This window comes from Pseudofrankia sp. EUN1h (assembly GCF_001854645.1).
In the GTDB taxonomy this organism is placed as follows: Bacteria; Actinomycetota; Actinomycetes; order Frankiales; family Frankiaceae; genus Pseudofrankia; species Pseudofrankia saprophytica.
The window spans coordinates 44,774-59,828 of record NZ_MBLN01000036.1 but is presented as its reverse complement, the minus strand read 5'-3'; the positions used below and the strand labels follow the sequence as shown (position 1 = coordinate 59,828).

At 70.8% G+C, this 15,055-nt stretch carries 10 protein-coding genes; 6 read left to right on the top strand and 4 right to left on the bottom strand.

Translation table 11 applies throughout. The features are described 5' to 3' along the window. The first annotated feature begins 98 nt into the window (after window positions 1–98). Both BCD49_RS08405 and BCD49_RS08400 read left to right on the top strand, forming a co-directional pair. The gene (locus BCD49_RS08405; RefSeq protein WP_035926496.1) at window positions 99–785 is read left to right on the top strand and encodes a hypothetical protein; all 687 of its coding nucleotides are present in this window, start codon (window positions 99–101) and stop codon (window positions 783–785) included. A gap of 191 nt (window positions 786–976) precedes the next feature. Continuing rightward, window positions 977–4,204 (top strand): ATP-binding protein, encoded by a 3,228-nt coding sequence (locus BCD49_RS08400; RefSeq protein WP_035924376.1) that lies wholly within the window; start codon window positions 977–979, stop codon window positions 4,202–4,204. A gap of 293 nt (window positions 4,205–4,497) precedes the next feature. Here the strand turns inward: BCD49_RS08400 and BCD49_RS08395 are convergent, their stop codons facing one another. Continuing rightward, on the bottom strand, window positions 4,498–5,457 hold the full coding sequence (locus tag BCD49_RS08395; protein ID WP_232793933.1) for a polysaccharide lyase: 960 nt from the start codon (window positions 5,455–5,457) through the stop codon (window positions 4,498–4,500). Between the two features lie 23 nt (window positions 5,458–5,480). Further along, window positions 5,481–6,806, bottom strand: a complete 1,326-nt coding sequence (locus BCD49_RS08390) for a UDP-glucose dehydrogenase family protein (RefSeq protein ID WP_442960471.1) — start codon at window positions 6,804–6,806, stop codon at window positions 5,481–5,483. 495 nt (window positions 6,807–7,301) lie between these two features. On the opposite strand from BCD49_RS08390, the gene BCD49_RS08385 reads away from it, so the two are divergent. The 3 genes from BCD49_RS08385 to BCD49_RS08375 all read left to right on the top strand — a co-directional run bounded on the left by BCD49_RS08385 (window position 7,302) and on the right by BCD49_RS08375 (window position 11,843). Continuing rightward, on the top strand, window positions 7,302–8,558 hold the full coding sequence (locus BCD49_RS08385; RefSeq protein WP_007516189.1) for a glycosyltransferase family 2 protein: 1,257 nt from the start codon (window positions 7,302–7,304) through the stop codon (window positions 8,556–8,558). Beyond that, the gene (locus BCD49_RS08380; protein ID WP_007516190.1) at window positions 8,558–10,615 is read left to right on the top strand and encodes a right-handed parallel beta-helix repeat-containing protein; all 2,058 of its coding nucleotides are present in this window, start codon (window positions 8,558–8,560) and stop codon (window positions 10,613–10,615) included. The genes BCD49_RS08385 and BCD49_RS08380 overlap by 1 nt, the downstream gene beginning before the upstream one ends. 127 nt (window positions 10,616–10,742) lie before the next feature. Beyond that, window positions 10,743–11,843, top strand: coding sequence for a hypothetical protein (locus tag BCD49_RS08375; protein ID WP_035926502.1), 1,101 nt, complete (start codon window positions 10,743–10,745; stop codon window positions 11,841–11,843). Between the two features lie 121 nt (window positions 11,844–11,964). Here BCD49_RS08375 and BCD49_RS44925 read toward each other — a convergent pair whose 3' ends face one another. Continuing rightward, window positions 11,965–13,485 (bottom strand): hypothetical protein, encoded by a 1,521-nt coding sequence (locus tag BCD49_RS44925; protein WP_007516192.1) that lies wholly within the window; start codon window positions 13,483–13,485, stop codon window positions 11,965–11,967. Window positions 13,486–14,164: 679 nt separating this feature from the next. Here BCD49_RS44925 and BCD49_RS08365 point away from each other — a divergent pair. Further along, complete coding sequence (locus tag BCD49_RS08365; RefSeq protein WP_131803420.1) at window positions 14,165–14,590, top strand: hypothetical protein; 426 nt, start codon at window positions 14,165–14,167, stop codon at window positions 14,588–14,590. Between the two features lie 58 nt (window positions 14,591–14,648). Here BCD49_RS08365 and BCD49_RS08360 read toward each other — a convergent pair whose 3' ends face one another. After that, window positions 14,649–15,032 carry an STAS domain-containing protein gene (locus tag BCD49_RS08360; protein ID WP_007516194.1) on the bottom strand — a complete coding sequence of 128 codons (384 nt, stop codon included), beginning with the start codon at window positions 15,030–15,032 and terminating at the stop codon, window positions 14,649–14,651. Window positions 15,033–15,055 lie beyond the last annotated feature (23 nt).

The window sequence follows — 15,055 nt, the reverse complement described above, 5'->3', positions numbered from 1 at the left end:
GCGGCGCCGCTGTAGCCCGAAAGTCCGCGACAGCTCGGAAGTCCGCCCTTACGCGGACGCATGCCAGGACCAAGCGGCCGGCCGGATTGGGCGTCTTGGTGCGCACCGAACTCTTCAAGATCACCGCGAGTCGCGGCCAACGCAACGCCATTGCGCTGTTTCTGCTCCTCCAGATCCCGATGCTCGTGTTCTGGGGTGCTCAGGCCTCGCCCGCCAGTACCTGGGACGGCCTGCGCGCCCGGTCGGGCCTGCTGCTCGGCTACCTGCTGATGGCGCTCGGGGCCCAGATCGCGGCGAGCGAGTTCCGCTGGCGCACCGCCACCCTCACCTGGCTCGTCACACCGGCCCGTCATCGGGTGCTCGGCGCGCAGCTGTTGACCGTCGTGGCGCTCGGCGCGGCCCTGTCCACGCTGACGTTCACCGCCTGGGTGTCGGTCGGCGTCGCCCGTCACGACGCCAGGACCATGCGTCTGGACCGGCCGGGTGAGCTCGCGGGCACCTTCGCCGTCGTCGTCCTCGCCGTCTGCGCCGCCGCCGTCGTCGGCGTGGCGGTCGGGTCACTGACCCGAGGCCCGAGCGCGGCGCTGCTTGGCCTGGTCGGCGTGGGCCTGCTCGAGCTGGTCGGCGACACCAGCCGGTTCCGCGGGCCAGTCAGCAGTCCGCTCGGCGTGCTGGCCTGGCCGACCTCGGAGCTGGACGCGGTGTCTCTGTGGGCCTCGCTCGGCTGGGCCGCCGCCGCGACGGCCGCCGCGCTCGTCGCGCTGCGCCGGGACCTGCCCGGATGAGCGAAAATGATCTTTCTCCGCCTGCCTGGCGGCCGTTGCCCTCGGGATCGCGAGCGGGCAGACCGGTAGCTCCCGGCGACGGGCCGTGGAGCACCCCCCAGGAGGAACCGGTGTGGGACGAGTCACGACGCGAGCGACCGATGCCGAGATCCCCTGCCGTCAGGCCACCCGATCGGCCTACCATCCGGCACATGGTGGCGTGCCCGACATGCTTGGAGGAGAACCCGGACCGCGCCCGGTTCTGCTCCGGCTGCGGGAACCCCCTGCCCACCGCGCGCAGCGGGACCCGCAAGACGGTGACGATCATGTTCGTCGACATCACCGGCTCGACCCACATCGGCGAGAACATCGACTCCGAGCCGCTGCAGCAGATGATGTGGCGGTTCTTCACGAACGTCCGCGAGGTCATCTACTCCCACGGTGGCACCGTCGAGAAGTTCATCGGCGATGCCGTGTTCGCCGTCTTCGGCATCCCGGTGCTGCACGAGGATGACGCGTTGCGGGCGGTGCGGGCCGCGCTCGACATCCGGGCCAGGATCCGTGAGCTCAACGCCGACCTGCGCCGTGACTGGGGCCTCGGGCTGAGGATCAGGATCGGCATCAACACCGGCGAGGTCACCGTCGCCGGCAGCGGCGTCACCGGCGACCCGGTCAACGTCGCCTCCCGGCTGGAGGAGGCGGCCGCCCCGGACGAGATCCTGATCGGCGACAACACCCACCGGCTGATCCGGCCCAGCGTCACCGTCGACCCCGTCGGCCCGCTCGTCGTCCAGGGCAAGCGCGACCCGCTGCGGGCGCACCGGCTGGTCGCGCTGGTCGACCCGACGGCCGGGCCCGGCAGCCGAACGCCGTCGCTGAGCCTCGCGGCGCCGGTCATCGGCCGCAACCGGGAGCGCCGACGCATCCAGGACGCCTTCGAGGCCGTCGTCGAGGAACGCATCTGTCATCTGTTCACGGTGCTCGGCCCGGCCGGCATCGGAAAGTCACGGATGGTGAAGGAGTTCTGCGACGGCGTCTCGAACCGGGCGACCGTGCTGTGGGGGCGCTGCCTCTCCTACGGCGAGGGCATCGCCTACTGGCCGTTGATGGAGATGGTCCGGCAGGCCACCGGGGTGTCGGCCGACTCGCCGGCGTCGGAGGGCCGGCGCCGGCTGCGCGAGCTGCTCGACGAGCTGGGGGTGGCCGGGGCGACCGAGGTGGTCGCCGCGCTCGCCCCGCTGGTCGGCCTCGGCGGCGCCGAGGTGAGCACCCAGGAGAGCTTCTGGGCGGTCCGCACGTTCTTCCAGGCGCTCGCCGAACGCCGCCCGCTGGTCCTCTGCTTCGACGACGTGCACTGGGCCGAGCCGACGCTGCTCGACCTGGTCGAGCACATCACCGACTGGTCGCGCGACGCCCCGATCCTGCTGCTGAGCCTGACCAGGCCCGAGCTGCTCGAGGAGCGCAGGCAGTGGGGCGGCGGCAAGCTCAACGCCACGTCGATGCTGCTGCAGCCACTCACCGAGGCGCGCTGCCAGCGGCTGATCCGCAGCCTGATGGGTTCGGACGACCTCGCCCCGGAGCTGGTCGACCGGATCACCTCGTCGGCGGCGGGCAACCCGCTGTTCGTCGAGCAGATGGTCGCCGCACTGGTCGACGACGGCCTGCTGCGCCGGGAGGGCAGCCGCTGGACGGCCACCAGCAGCCTGCGCAACGTCAAGGTCCCGCCGACGATCTCGGCGCTGCTCGCCGCCCGGCTCGACCGGCTCGACGCCGCCGAGCGCCGGGTGCTGGAGCGGGCGGCGGTGGTCGGCAACCGGTTCTACCTGGACGCCGTCGTCGACCTGTCCGAGCCCGACGAGCGGCCCCACGTCGCGGCGCACTGCCTGGCGCTGGTCCGCAAGGAGCTGGTCCACCCGGACCGTTCGGACCTGCCCGGCGTCGAGAGGTTCCGGTTCCTGCACGTGCTGCTGCGCGACTGCGCCTACCAGGCGACGTCCAAGCGGCAGCGAGCCGACCTGCACGAGCGGTTCGCCCGCTGGCTGCAGGCCAGGATGCTGGGCGGGCCGGGCGAGCACGACGAGCTGGTCGGCTACCACCTGGAGCAGGCCTACCGCTACCGGGTCGAGCTCGGCCAGCGGGACGAGGCGATCGGCGAGCTCGGCCGGCAGGCCGCGACCTGCCTGATCGAGGCGGCCGACCGGGTCCGCCAGGGCGACGAGATGGGCGCCGCCCAGCTGCTCAAGCGGGCGATCGTGCTGCTGCCTGAGCTGGACCCGCTGCGCCTGCGGGCCGAGATCGACCTGGGCTGGGCACTGTACTCGTTCGGCCGGCTCTCGGATGCCGACCGGATCCTGCGCCAGGTCACCGAGCGGGCGCGGCGCGCCGGCGAGGACGGGCTGCGGGCGCACGCCCGGCTCGCCCACCTCCGGGTGCTGTTCTCCACCGAGCCGGACGGGCTGGTCGCCACCACTCTGGAGGAGGCCGGCGAGGCGCTGGCGGACTTCGTCCGCGAGGGCGACGAGGTCGGCGCGGCGCTGGCCTGCCGCAGCCAGGCCGCCGCCTACACCGCGGCCGGCCAGTACGCCGCGGCCGAGAAGGCGATGGAGATGGCGGTCGGGCACGCCGAGGACTCGGGCGTGCCGCGGGCGGCCCAGTCGCTACGCCGCGAGCTGACCGGCCTGCTGAGCTGGACGCCGCGGCCGGTCGGAGAGTCGATCGCGATCGCGACGGCCGCGCTCGCGGAGGCGGGGGACGACCGCGGCCAGCGGCGGGCGTTGCTCGCCCAGCTCGCGGTGCTCACCGCCATGGCCGGCGATCTGGAGGCCGCGAGGGCTCATCTCAAGGACGCCGAGGAGATCGTCTGGGATCTGCGCGGCCCACGCTTCGACCCGTTGCACAGCGGGTTCGTCGTGGCCAGAGTGGCGCTGCTCGCCGACGACCTCACCACCGCCGAACGGGAGCTGCGCCGCAGCTGCCGGCGCCTGTCCCAGATGGGTGAGCGGGCCTACCTCGCGACCAGGGCCGCGGCGCTAGCCGAGACCATGCTGGCGCTTGGCCGGCTCGACGAGGCCGGCAAGTACGTGACCCGCTGCCGGGACGCGGCCGCCACCGACCAGCTGCCCGCCCAGGCCGGCTGGTGCGGCGTCCACGCGCGGCTGCTGGCCATCCGCGGCCGCGACGCGGAGGCGCTGCGGTTCGCCGACACCGCCGTGGACCTCGCCGGCAAGACCGACGACTTCGACTGCCAGGCCACCGCGCTGCTCGCCCGCGCCGAGGTGCTGCACCGCGCCGACCGCAAGGACGACGCGGCCGTGAGCCTGGCGGACGCGCTCGAGCGCTACCACCGCAAGGGCAACATCACCGCCGCCGCGCTGGCGGGCCGCGCCTTCGACAGCCTCGAGGGCCCCGCCACCGTCGTCATGCTGACCCCACCGCACTGAGTAGCTGGTTCGCTCCGTCCGGGCACCGCGCTCCGGCCCCTCACTCGCTTCGCTCCCGAGGGACCTCCGCGCGGTGTCCTCCTCCGCTCACGTGCCCTCCGGCGACCTCCGCTGCGGCCCAACCACTTCGCTTCGCTCGTGGCCGGGCCTCCGCGGAGGTGCGCCTCCGGGCCAGCTCAGTTACGGAACGTTTCAACGTTGCGAACCGGACTGGCCTTTTGCGGGAGGACGACTTCGTGGTCATGCGTGGCTGGGGCTCTTGGCGTCGCCTGGTTCGCGAGCGTGGGCGGTGGCTAACCGTCCTCGGGCTTCGGGAGGGGGTTGAGCCGCTTCACGTCATAGGCGAAGCCGGCCAGGTCGATCGTCTGTGGCGAGGCCGGTTTGAAGGTCGCGCCGCCGTCGCCGAAGGTGGCCGTCACCAGGAAACCGCCGACCCTCAGGTCGTTGGAGATCCTGGGGTTGAACTTCTGGTCCTTGAACACGAGCTGGCCGTCGATCCAGATGAGCATCAGCCCGTCGGCGAAACCCTCGAAATTCAACTTCAGACCCTGCTCGACGCAGACCCACCGCCCTCGTGGCCAGTGCCAGGTGTCCTTGCCCACGGTGTTGGTCGGATGATCGGAGCGGGCCGTGTTCGCATATACGAGGCCGGAGTCACCATCTCTCCACGCGAAACGCGTGGCAAAGCCGCTGCGCATCGTCTCCGTTCGTACCCGGTTCTTCACGATCGTCCCGAAGAAACCCGGCAGACGGCCACCCTTCCCGAAGTCGAAGTTCCGCGGAAATCTCACGTAATAACGCAGGTAGAGCTCGTACGGCGAGCGCAAGGTGTGGTCGACGAACATCTGGACGCCGCCGTAGGTGGCCCCGTCCTGGTAGGCCCGCGTCTCCTCGGGGTTCGTGACGTCGACCGGGATCGACACCCGCAGAAAAGAAGGGAACCGCTTGTCGTCGGACGGCAGCACCTCGGCCAGGTCGAGTCCGAAGCTGGACCGGGTCGTCGGGACCAGCTTCTCGCCGAAGAACTGCCTGGCGACACCCGGGTTGGCGAGGGTGCGGCGAGCACCCGCCGGCGCGGTCGTGGCCGCGGCCGGCGTCAACGTGTCCGGCGGCAACGTCTCGCTCGCCGGATCGACCTGCCCTGTGCCCGAATCGCAGGCGGCAAGCCCACCGCTGAGGCCGGCCGCCGCCAGCCCCAGCGCGCAGGCGGCCGACGAGCGCATCAACGCCCGCCGGCTCATTCCCCCGTTCAACCGTGTTTCCTGTTCGCCGATCCTCACAAGGTCGGCCGACCAAGTGCGTGAAAGGTCCAGCCGGCCTGCCGCCAACGCACCGGGTCGAGGGTGTTACGCCCGTCGATGACGACCGGATTACGAGCGACGGACGCGAGCACAGCGGGGTCGATCTCGCGGAACTCCGCCCACTCGGTCAGGTGCAGCACCACATCGGCGTCCAGCGCCGCATCGAGCGCGTTCAGCTCGTACCGCAGTTCAGGGTGACGGCGTCGGGCGTTCGGGATCGCCGCCGGGTCGCAGACGGTGACCACCGCGCCCGCGTCATACAGCGCCTTGGCGACGTCGAGCGCCGGCGAGTCCCGGATGTCGTCGCTGTTCGGCTTGAAGGCGGCGCCGAAGACAGCCACCCGCTTCCCGGTCACCTCGCCACCGATCACCTCGGTCGCCAGTTCCACGACGCGTGCCCGCCGTCGGAGGTTGATCGCGTCGACCTCGCCGAGGAACGCGACCGAGCGCCCGATGTTCAGCTCCTGCGCCCGCGCTTGGAAGGCACGAATGTCCTTGGGCAGGCAGCCCCCGCCGAAGCCCACACCGGACCCGAGGAATCGGCCGCCGATCCGGGTGTCGTAGGAAAGCGCCTTCGCCAGGACCGTCACATCGCCGTCGGTCGCCTCGCAGACCTCGGCCATCGCGTTGATGAACGAGATCTTCATGGCGAGGAAGGAGTTCGCCGCGACCTTCACCAGCTCGGCGGTGGCGAAATCCGCGACGATCAGGGGAGTGCCGGCGTCGAGCGGCCGGGCATAGATCTCGCGCAGGACGGCCTCCGCCCGGCCGCCGTCATCCGTCGGCACACCGAAGACGAGACGATCGGGGCGCAGGGTGTCCTCGATCGCGAAGCCCTCGCGGAGGAACTCCGGATTCCAGCCGAGGCCCGCCTGGGGCGCCTCGGCCGCCAGCCGGGCGGCGAGCCGGGCGGCCGTCCCCGCGGGCACGGTCGACTTGCCGATCACCAGCGCTCCCGGCCGGAGTCCGGCCGCCAGCAGACCGTCCATCGCGCTGTCGAGGTAGCGCATGTCGGCCGCCGACGAGCCCGCGCGCTGCGGGGTACCCACGCACAGGAAGTGCKCGTCCGCGTCGGCGACGTCCTCGAAGGACGAGCTGAAGGTAAGCCGACCTGACTCGAGATTCTTGCGAAGCAGCTCCTCGAGCCCGGGCTCGAAGAACGGCACGACACCCGAAGCGAGGCTCGCCACCTTGGCCTCGTCGACGTCCAGGCCGACGACCGTGAAGCCGAGCTCACTCATGCACACCGCGTGCGTGGCACCCAGGTAGCCGGTACCCACCACGCTGATCTTCCTCACCAGCGGACCAGAGGCCGCCGGACCATCTCCTCGCGAAACCGCGGTGTCAGAAAGCACGCTCGCACTCCCCCCATATACGTAAGGCGACCGGCCGCCATGAGCAGTCACGTGATGACGCTCAGCATCCGGTCCAACTAGCCATGCGGCCCGGACGGCATGTTGCCAAATGCCGCCGGCCAGCTAGACACCGGCCAGCCCAGGCGACGATTGCGGATACGGGGGCTTGCGGGGATTTAATCGCAGAGACCACTGTGGGACCACAGATTCACAACGGACGGAAAGATATAACGTTCCGTGATCAGAGCAGTCGCCAGGGATATGAAGATCCGCCATCTGACGATCAGCGCGAGCGCGGCGACCATCGGTGCCGACAGGACCACTGCTAGCCTACTGGCGTCCACCGGAGAAATCGATCATTGACTTGCCGGGGACGGAATTCAGGGCCGCTAAGGCGCGTAGCTGCCCGACCACGGGTCGCATCTGGGGGGTCCCGCGACAATGCAATGGCTCAGTACGGCGGTTGATTTCATAACCAGCCACCGAAGTCTCGTACCGATCGGCATCGCCGGCGTCATCTCGTGGGTGGTCTGGCTCACACGACGACTGTTCTCCATGCGTTACCGACCTGTACGGAACAACTTCAGGACGACGACATCTGTCGTCGTTCCGTCCTTCCGCGAGGACCCAGAGGTCCTCGAGCGCTGCCTGAAGACCTGGCTCGCCCAGAACCCGACCGAGATCATCATCGTCCCCGACGTCGAGGACACGGCGCTGATCGAGTTGCTCGACCGCCGCGCGGACCCGAAGGTCCGAGTGATCCCCTTCGTGCATGAGGGCAAGCGCTCCGCGCTCGGCGTCGGGATCTCAGCGGCGACGTCCGAGGTCATCGTGCTGTGCGACTCGGACACGGCGTGGGAGCCCGGCCTGCTGGCGGCCGTGCAGATGCCGTTCGTCGATCCAGAGGTCGGGGGGGTCGGTACCCGGCAGAACGTCTATGAGCCACGCAGCAGCGTGTGGCGGCGGGTCGCCAACTGGCTCGTGGACATCCGATACCTCGACTACGTCCCGGCCCAGGGCCGGGTAGGCGCGGTGGCCTGCCTGTCGGGGCGGACCGCGGCTTACCGCCGCGCGGCCGTCCAGCCCGTCCTGTACAACCTCGAGCACGAGTTCTTCCTCGGGCGCCGTTGCATCGCCGGCGACGACGGTCGGCTCACGTGGCTGGTGCTGGCCTCCGGATACAAGACGGTGCACCAGGAGACAGCCCGGGCCATGTCGATGTTCCCGGACAGCCTTCGGGCGTTCATCAAACAGCGGGTCCGATGGAGTCGTAATTCCTATCGCACCTATCTCACCGCGATCTACAAGGGCTGGTTGTGGCGCCAGCCACTCATCACCCAGGTCGGGGTGCTCCAAATCGTGCTGACACCGGTGACCATGGGTGTCGCGATGACCTACTTCGTGCTGTGGATGTTCCGGCCCGAGGCGAACGCACCMATCATCGCGATCTGCTGGCTCCTCCTCGGCCGAATGATCCGCGGTTTCTCGCATCTCAGGGAGAACCCGCGGGACATATTCATCCTCCCACTTACCGTGTTGATGATCATCGTCGTCGCGCTACCGATCAAGGCGTGGGCCTTCGTGTCCATGAACAAGCAGGGCTGGCTGACCAGACGCGCCGACATGATCGGTGGTGAGGGGCAGACGGACGCCTCCACCAGGACCGTCGCGCCCGGTACGGCCACGGTGGGTGCCTGATGACCGTGCCCCGGCGAAGCCAACCGGCCCATCGCCCGCGGGTGCTGATCGCGAGTCTGCTCGCCGGCGCCGCGGTCACCGCCATCGTCCTGGCCGCTCTGCCCGCGCAGGCCTCCTCCGTACAGCCTCTCCCTCCCATCTCGTCGGCCGACGCGAAGAAACAAGCCACGCTCGTGGATGCCGAGGACATCCGGCTACGGACGATGTTCGAACGTTTCGGTGTGCTCACCCAGCCGGTCCTGGTCGAGACGGCGGGCAGCCTGCCGACCGTGCTGCTCCCGGCGCGGTCGGAGCCCTACACGGCCGCCGATGTGATCGACGCCGGCGGCGGCCGGCGCGAGGTCGATGGAGCGGTGCTGTTCACGGCGAACGTGCTCGTCGGGCCGCAGGCGCGCCTGGTGATCAACTCACAGGCCACCGAACTCCGGCTGGCCAGCGGGCCAACCGGTTTCGCGACCGTCGCCGCCTGGCGCGGCGCGCTGGAGTTCGTCGGCGCGTCGCCGGACCACAAGCTGCCCATCGTCGGTTGGGACGTGCAGAACCTCCGGCCGGACACCACCACGGTCGACGGTCGGTCCTACATCCGGACGATGGGCGGTGAGCTCATCGTCCGCAATGTCGACGCGAGCAACCTGGGCTTCTGGACGGGACGCACCGGCGGCATCGCCTGGACCGGGAGCAAGGGCGAGCCCAGCAGCGGCGGCGCCGCGGACTCCATATTCCGAAACAACATCTACGGTGCCTACATCTCCGGCAGCGAGGGCATCCAGATGATCGGTGTCCGGCTCGAGGACAACGAACGCTCTGGGCTCGGCGTCCACCGGGACGCGACCGGAACACTGATCTCGGGCGTCACGGCGGCACGCAACCACGGCGACGGCATGACCATTGACCGCGCTTCCGGATCGCGGGTCATGCGCAGCACGGTCACCGACAACAGCGGTGACGGCATCACGGTCGACGGCCGTGGCCTCGGGGTGGTGGCGACCGCGACCGGCGTCCAGGTCAACCAGATCAAGGACACCCTGATCGACAGCAACACCGTCAGTGGCAACGGGCGGTACGGGATCCGGGTCGTCGGGGGTGAGAACGCCGTCGTCCGGGCCAACAAGGTCACCGGAAGCCAGGTCGGCATCATCGTCAAGAGCGGCGCCAACGGCACCCAGATCACGGACAACAAGGTGAACGACGCCAGCGAGACGGGGATCCAGGTCGGCCCGGACGCACGGCGCACCGCAATGGTCAACAACACGATGACCGACAGCCAGCGAGGCATCGTCGTCCAGGACGCCACGACGAACATCCTCAGCCGCAACCGGGTAACCGGTGCCACGGACTACGCGATCCTGATCCGTGGCCAGGCCACGGACACAAAGATCCAGAACAACACGCTCGCCGGCCGGGGATGGCGGGCGATCGACATCCGCAAGGCGCTCGGCATCAACACCCGCGAGGTGCACGACAACAGCACCGGAGGGTGGGTGTCGCTGAAGCCCCACCACTGGTACACGCTCATTGAGCAGCACCCGGCGCTCCTCGTCTGGGGAATAGTCGTGCTGCTGCCGATCTTCGGCTGGTGGAGCCGTCGGCGGGCGAGGAAGCGGCCGGCCGCGCATCCCTACCCGGAGTCGGAGCTGCTGCTCAAGCGGTTGACCGGTGGGACCATGCGGCCGCCGGGCCAGCAGGACCTGATCATGGGTCCGCGCGGCCGGCCCGCCGTCGGCGGTCGCGCATCCGACCCCGTGCGGACCGTGCCCCGGTCACGGCAAGCCCGCGAGTACGACGTCCCGGTCGAACAGCGCCCGGTCCGCGGACCGTCGCCCTATCCCCCCGTCGACGCCGAGGCGACGCTGACGGTGATGCGTGTGCAGCGCAGGGGATCGTCCGGCGCCGGCGGTGACACCCGCTCGGAGCAGGCGCCCGCCGCCGTGGACCTGGGCCTGGAGGACGAGTCGACGACGAACTACTTCGTTCCTCGCACGCCAACGCCAACGCCACCGGCGGACCGCGATCAGGCCCCGGGGCACCGACGGCCACCTCGCCGATCCGGACGATGACACCACTTGCCGGCAGGCGGAATCGGCGTGACTGATCAAGACGGGGTGACTATCGGTGAACGCCATGTCGATGCCGCGAGACCGCGCGTCGGCTCGGGTTCGCGGCGGCGGAGCCGTCCGCGTGGCGATGTTGGTCATCGCCGCCACGCTGGCCGCCGCGTCCTGCGGCGGCAGCGGCGACCGGCCCACCGAGCTCGCGTCGGTGCCAGCGGCCTCACCGAACCCGAGCGCGTCGCAGGGCCCGGGTGACGGGAAGGGGCACCCGAGTGGCGGCCCGGTGGGAGCGGGCGGTGCCGCCCCGAGCGCTCCGGCCGGCGGGAAGGTCACCTGCCCAGGTGGGGGCGGCACCACCGTGCACAACGCGGACGAGCTGACGGCGGCACTGGAGTCGGCCCACCCCGGCACCATCATCCGGATGGCCGCCGGCCGTTACGTCGGCGACTTCAGCATCACGGTCTCGGGAACCGAGGCGAGCCCGGTCTGGCTGTGTGGCTCGCCGGACGCCGTCATCGACGGCGAGGACGACGCCAAGTACCTCCTGTACCTGAACAAGGTGTCCTGGGTCCGGGTGGTCGGGTTCAGCCTCAGCGGCGGGCGCAAGGGCGTGGTGGCCGATTCCGTTCATCACTCGATCATCGCGTCGCTCCACGTCAGCAAGATCGGCGACGAGGCCATCCACCTGCGCACCGCCAGCACCGACAACCTGGTGATCGGGAATGTCGTCCGGGACACCGGCAACCGCTCGGAGAAGTTCGGCGAGGGCATCTACGTCGGCAGCGCCACCAGCAACTGGTGCACGTATACGAACTGCGAGCCCGACCGCAGCAACCGCAACTCGGTGATCGGGAACGACATCGCCGGCACCACCTCCGAGAACATCGACATCAAGGAGGGCACCGAGGGCGGGGTCGTCAGCGGCAACCGGCTCAGCGGCTCCGGGATGATCGCGGCCGACTCGTGGATCGACGTCAAGGGCAACGGCTGGCTGGTGGAGAACAACACGGGCTCGGCGGACGGCGGTTCCATCGAGGACGGCATCCAGACCCACGTGGTCGCAAAGGGCTGGGGCCGCGAGAACACCATCCGCGCCAACCGGCTGACGGTGGACGGCGAGGGCTTCGGCGTCTACATCCACGACGGCAAGGCGACCCTGAACATCGTCGGCTGTGACAACAAGGTGACCGGCGCGGCGAAGGGTTTCTCGAACATCACCTGCGCCTCGGGCTGACCGCCGCCGCGCGGACCCAACCTTCCCCACCGATTTGCTGGTCGGCACTCGATGCCCATCCGTACGTTCGGCGCCTCCACCACCGGTAGCAAATCGGCGGGGACCCCGCGGAAGGGTCGGGCTAGAAGTTTCGGTGCTGCTCCTGGAGCCAGTAGAGCTCCTGAGCCCAAACACGCAGGCGCTCGATGCCGGCCAGCTCGCGGGCCAGCGCGCGGGCGACGGCGGGGCGGCGCAGCACGTCCAGCTCGCTGTCACGGAAGGGCCAGCCGGGGCCGTCGTCCTCGCTGGCCCGCCGAAACGCCGCCCGCGCCAGGGCGATCTCGGCCAGGGCGTAGTCGACCTGCTCGCGCACCACCGCATACCGGGCGCTGAGATCCTCCTGGCTGGCCCAGCCTCCCCCGTCGACGGGCGGGGCGGGCACTCGGCGGGTGTCGGTGTGTTCGGCCTCCAGGCCACTCGACAACCCGTCACGGGCCCCGGGAACTCCGGGGACGGACTGGCGCAGGGCGACGGGACCGGTCACGGTCCCCGAGGACGCGCTCTGGACGTCGCCCTCAGCCGTGTTCATCGCCTCGGCCGCCGCGGCGGCGGTCGCGGCCAGCTCCGCCAGCAGGGCCGGCAACGCCGCGGTCGACGGCGCGGTAGACGGCGCCGTCCCGGCCAACGGGGGACTCGCGGCCGGCGGCGTCGGCGGCACGGTCTCGGGCCCGAAGGGCGACAGCGGTCGCTGGACCGGGACGGCGTCCATGACCGCCGGGCCGACCGGCGCGACCGGGTTGACCGGCGCGGCTGGACCCTGGACGACGACCGGGTCGACCGGGTCGACCGGGTCGACCGTCACGAACCGGTCAGCGGGCGCCGCGGGCGCGGGCGGGCGCACGCCCTGGCCCGGCACGACGTCGTCCACGAGCACGTCCCACCCGGCCGGCGACGCCGCCGACGGGTACGACGGGTACGACGGCGCCGGTGGCGCGGGCGGAGGCTGCGGGTACGGCGACGGGGATGGTTCCGGATACGGCGGAAGGGGCGCGTCGAAGTCGATCGCGCCCTCGTCCAGGGCGGTTAGGCCCACCCCGGTGTTTCCGGCCGGCACCGGCACGGACGCCGGCACCACACCGGCCGGCATCGACACCGAGGGCAGCGCCGCGTAGGGGGCCGGCGGGACGGCCATCGACTCGTCCACCGTCACCACGTGGGTGGTCACCGCGTCGAGCGAGGTGACCTCGGGCTGCCACCTGCCCGGCCGGGAGACGGTCGGAAAGGGCCCGTCCAGGTATGGCTCCGCTGTCGGCGACGCGTACCCATACGCGGGCAGGTGCGGCGGCGAGATTGGGGGGCCGACGACCGGTTCCTGGTACTCGGACGGCGACGGCCTCGGCGACGGGTGCGGATCTGGCTGGGGCGGGGGCGCCGACGGCGGCGGCGGAATCGGCCGGCCGAACTCGTCGACCGCGAGCCGCCAGTCGGTCACCGGCCCCGAGCGCCCGGGGGCGGGAGTGCTGCGCTGGCCGGCCGGCGCGGCGGCGTCGACCACCCATGGCGACGGCGGTTCGGCGGCCGGGTAGCTGTCCGAGCCATGCGCACGCTCGTAACGGTCCTCGTACGGACCGTGGCCTTCGTACGAGCCAAACGACGCAGACATGGTAAGGGCAGAGTACGGCGGTCCCGGTGCCGGACGCTCCGCGCCCGCACCCGGGCGCCGCCTGTCGGGCGCCGAGCGCCCTCCCTTCGTGGTTCCGGGTCCCGGCATATGGAGGTGGTCGATCCGGGTCCGAATCAGTGAGGTGGCTGGGTTGGCGCTGCGCTGAGGCGCCGTCACTGGCTGTGGCTGGCTTGTGCCCGCTGCTCACCAGCACCACGTCACGCCCTGGGTAGGGGCCGAGGAGGCGGCTGGGGTCGAACGGGCGATGTGGGGCAGGTCTGGCGAGCCGGTGCATTCTTCGTCAGGTCGGCGGGTCGGCGCGGGTGGGGCGGGCTCGGAGGTTCCGGGCAGCGGCGGCGGCCGGGCTGCCGAGTCGTCCGAGCGGTGAGAACGTGCAGGGGCGGGCGCCTTCTCCGACCGCCGCTTCCTCGGCCGGCTGGGCAGGTCGGGGCGGAGCAGGCGATACCGGTTTGACACCGGCATTTGGGACCACCTCGGTTTTACGGCTACCTCACGCGGTATGCGCGGAGAGGCTAACTCGTCATGGGTGAGGGTGGTACTGCAGAGTGACAAAGTGGCAACGGTGGGTAGCTGATAAATGGGCTACCTCGTCGCGGTCCGCGCCCACCGCGGCAAGGACCACGCGTTCTTTTGGTACCAGGCCTTTCAGGGGGTTCAGGTGGAGGTAACCGCGCCGTCGGCCGTTCTCGTGGTTGGGTTCCCGCTGCTGCTGATGCTCGTCATGCTGCTGATGAACGCTGTCGAACGACGGCTGACCGGCTCGGAGCGGTCCGCCCTGCGCCTGGTACCCACCGGCGGCACCGAGGAGACGGCCACCGGCGACGACGGAGCACTCGCGGCGACAACTGCCGCGCCGATCCCGCCATCCGGACCAACCACACCAACCACACCAACCGCGCCGGCGACCGACAGCACCGAACGGCCCGTCGCGGCCGAGCACCGCCGCACCCTTCGCCTCCTGCCGGTCGACCTCCTGACAGCCGATCTGGTGCCCGCCGACGCGACGCTGGCCTTCACCCACTCGGCGGTCCGCGCGGCCGAGGCCGGCGTCCTGTCCGGGGGGGCCGAGGCGGGTTACCACTGACCCCACTTCTTCCCTTGGACGTCCGACCTTGGACGTCCGCGGACTCCCACGGACCGAACTAGCGCGAGTCGGCGGAGAGGCGCGAGTCGGCGGAGAGGGCCGGCTGCGCCGGGACGACGCGGAGGCGGCCGGTCAGTCCGGTCGCCGCGACCAGTTCCAGGAACGCGGGCGTCGGCGCGCGAACCTCCAGCGTGGCGTGGACGCGCCGCAGTAGCAGATCCGCACGCAACAGCGCGGCGAGCGCCGGAATGTCCACCTGGCGCAGGCCACCGACGTCGACAGTCACCGTGCAGCCGCCGCGGCCGAGCAGATCGCCGACCTGGTCGCGCAGGCAGCGCCGGCCAGGCCCGTCCAGCTCGCCGACGAGCTCGATGAGCACGTCCTCGCCGCCCCGCGCATCGCGGTGCACCGTCATCCGCAAAGCCCCGGCGTCGACCTGCATCTCACCCCCGATCCCATGGCCGC